The sequence below is a fragment of the Cryobacterium sp. Y50 genome (assembly GCF_002929805.1).
GTDB lineage: Bacteria > Actinomycetota > Actinomycetes > Actinomycetales > Microbacteriaceae > Cryobacterium.
Genome location: NZ_PJJM01000023.1, coordinates 1 through 2,577 on the forward strand (window position 1 = coordinate 1; position 2,577 = coordinate 2,577).

The following is a 2,577-nucleotide window of genomic DNA, read 5'->3' on the forward strand; positions in this document are numbered from 1 at the left end:
CAATTTGATCACCTTCCATGATGGTTGGTGGCCCTATTTTCAGTTGGCGTTTCTGGCCCTGTTTTCAGTTGGCATTAACAGAGGGTGTTGGCGCGCCACCACGTTCCGGCGAGTGTCACCAATCTGGTGGCGCGGTACACCTGGCGGGTATCCCATAGGACGATTGCGTTGACGGGTACGGATCCAGCATCTTCATCAGATTGAGTAGGAGCTGCAAGGTATATCAAACACACCTTACCCGCGGACACTTTCTACCAACGGGCCGTCGTGAGCGCGTCCGGGTATTCGAGGGTGCCACCACCGGAGCACCGTAAGTCGACAGCGACCTAACGGTAATTTCTGCCGCGGTTCCCGAGCAGGTCCATTAGTGCGATTACTAGGGCGATGATCACTAGGCCGAGCGCAACCATCATCCCGTTGAAGAATCCTTCGCGAAATACCTGCACACGGTCGGGCTGGCCTGCCCCGGCGAATAGCGTCGCGTAGAAGGTTGAAATGACGGCCGCGACACCGATCGCCGTTCCCACGCGCTGGCCGACCTGCGCCATCGATCCTGCGACTCCGCCCTGGGTGACTGGAACATCGGTCAAGGTGATTGTCTGGTTCAGCGAAATGACAAGACCTCCGCCGGCACCAGTGACGGTCATGGCTGCGGCGATCAGCCACGGCGCCAGATTTGGACGCACGTACAAACCAGCGAGCAAAACGAGCACAAAGCCAATGACAACCGTGACAAGGCCAATAACCACGAGCTGGCGCCCCCAACGGTCGACCAAGCGACCGCCAAGCCACGAGGTAACAGCGGAGGCGAGGGCGAAAGAGATACTCACCATTCCGGCGAAGACGGGTTCGAGATCGAGACCTTCCTGCAGAAACAAAGTGACCAGCAAAAAATACGGCGGAATTGACGCAAAATAAGCCGTCGCAATCAGTATCCCGTTGCGATATGACGACGTTCGAAAAAGGGAAAAATGGACCACTGGCGACTTGCCGATTTGTTGGTAACGTCTCTCCCACCAGATGAAAACGGCTCCGGCGAAAACGAAGAGAATCAACCAGAACCAGCGGTTCGGGGCATCCGTAGGCGCACCAGTTGTCAGCACGAAGGGAAGCATCAGACCCAGAGTCGCAACTCCAAGCAGCAAGATACCAACAAGATCAAGCTCGCTGTTTTGGTGTGCATGCAGCTGACGTTTCGGAAGCAAGCGGATGGCGAAGAACAAGGCAACAAGCCCCAACGGCACATTCATCCAAAACAGCAGTCGCCAACCAGCGTCGGCGCCACCAACGCCGATCAAAAGTCCACCTAGAGTTGGTCCAAAAGCCGTTGAAATTCCAATGACTGCACCGAATAACCCAAAGGCGCGACCACGTTCTGCACCTTGGAATAGTTGTTGGATCAGCCCCAGTACCTGCGGCATCTGGATACCGGCGGCAACTCCTTGAAAAATACGTGCCACCACAAGCAACTCGATTGTAGGCGCGATAGCGCAAAGAACACTCGCGACCGAGAACGCACTAAGCCCGATGATGAACATCAGCCGTCGAGAATAAATATCGCCCAGCCGACCCGATGGCACCAGCGCCAATCCAAAAGCGAGCGCATAACCGGCGACGATCAATTGCAACTCGGTAACACCACCACCGAGCGACTGCTCGATCACCGGCAACCCAACATTAATCTTCGACAGGTCAAGAATAGTAAGAGAAGCGACGCCGGCAGCGACCCAGAACGCCTCCCACTTCAGCCGATCGGGACCTCCGGACGAAGGAGAAGAATGGTCAACCATAGCCAGTCAAGTCTAGGAGTATCCGCTGGTATGGCCGGTTCGAATCTTGTTCACACACCGCAATTCCAGCCTGAACAACCGCGACGCCGTGGAGAAACTCGTGGATCAGTACGTGGGGTCAACTCGGCCGAGCACACATTCTTCGATAACTAGCGTTCTTTCACTGTGGTTATGATTCCTCCTCGAGTGCGCGAATCAGCAGTGCCCTTTCGCGACGCCCAAGCTCGGTACTTCGCACAATCGTTTCGGAGTATCGCTGTCGGCGTTCTTTGCCTCCCGTGACGTACTCATTTTCCCCGATCCCTCGTATCGTCTTGGATATATCAATGATGCGCACGCTGGTGAACTCACCAATTGGCGCATAATTCGATTCCTCCACCTGGCACAGGCACCCCATTACCCTGAATCGCTGAAGAGGGTAAAGAACTGTGTTGATCGCCTCGTCCACCACGCGCGGCGGAAGATGTCAACTTTTATGAGTCAGTTTCTTTAGCCGGTCATTGAGTTCGTTCCTTCCTGCCCGCTCCAGCTGAGTCCTGTCATTACTGCGTTCATCAAGGGAACTCCTTCCCCGCCCTCTACGGCACTATTCGAGACAATCCCGATGCCCTACCCAAGGTTGACGAAAAGGGGACGTCGCCGAAACAACAGCACTAGGGACGCCCCCAATACCAACACATTCAACAAAGGCACAGGGTGTGTCTCGGTAACGGTGTTTCCGGCGTTTTTCATTAGTAGGATTCTGCGTTCGGCCAGCGGTCACGGAAGGTGATGGCGAACGCGTTGA

Annotated in this window: 1 protein-coding gene; it reads right to left on the minus strand. The window is 55.4% G+C overall.

Features of this window, described 5'->3' with window-relative positions; translation table 11 throughout:
- Window positions 1–326: 326 nt before the first annotated feature.
- On the minus strand, window positions 327–1,790 hold the full coding sequence (locus tag CXY73_RS00190; protein WP_104133755.1) for an MFS transporter: 1,464 nt from the start codon (window positions 1,788–1,790) through the stop codon (window positions 327–329).
- Window positions 1,791–2,577: the final 787 nt, after the last annotated feature.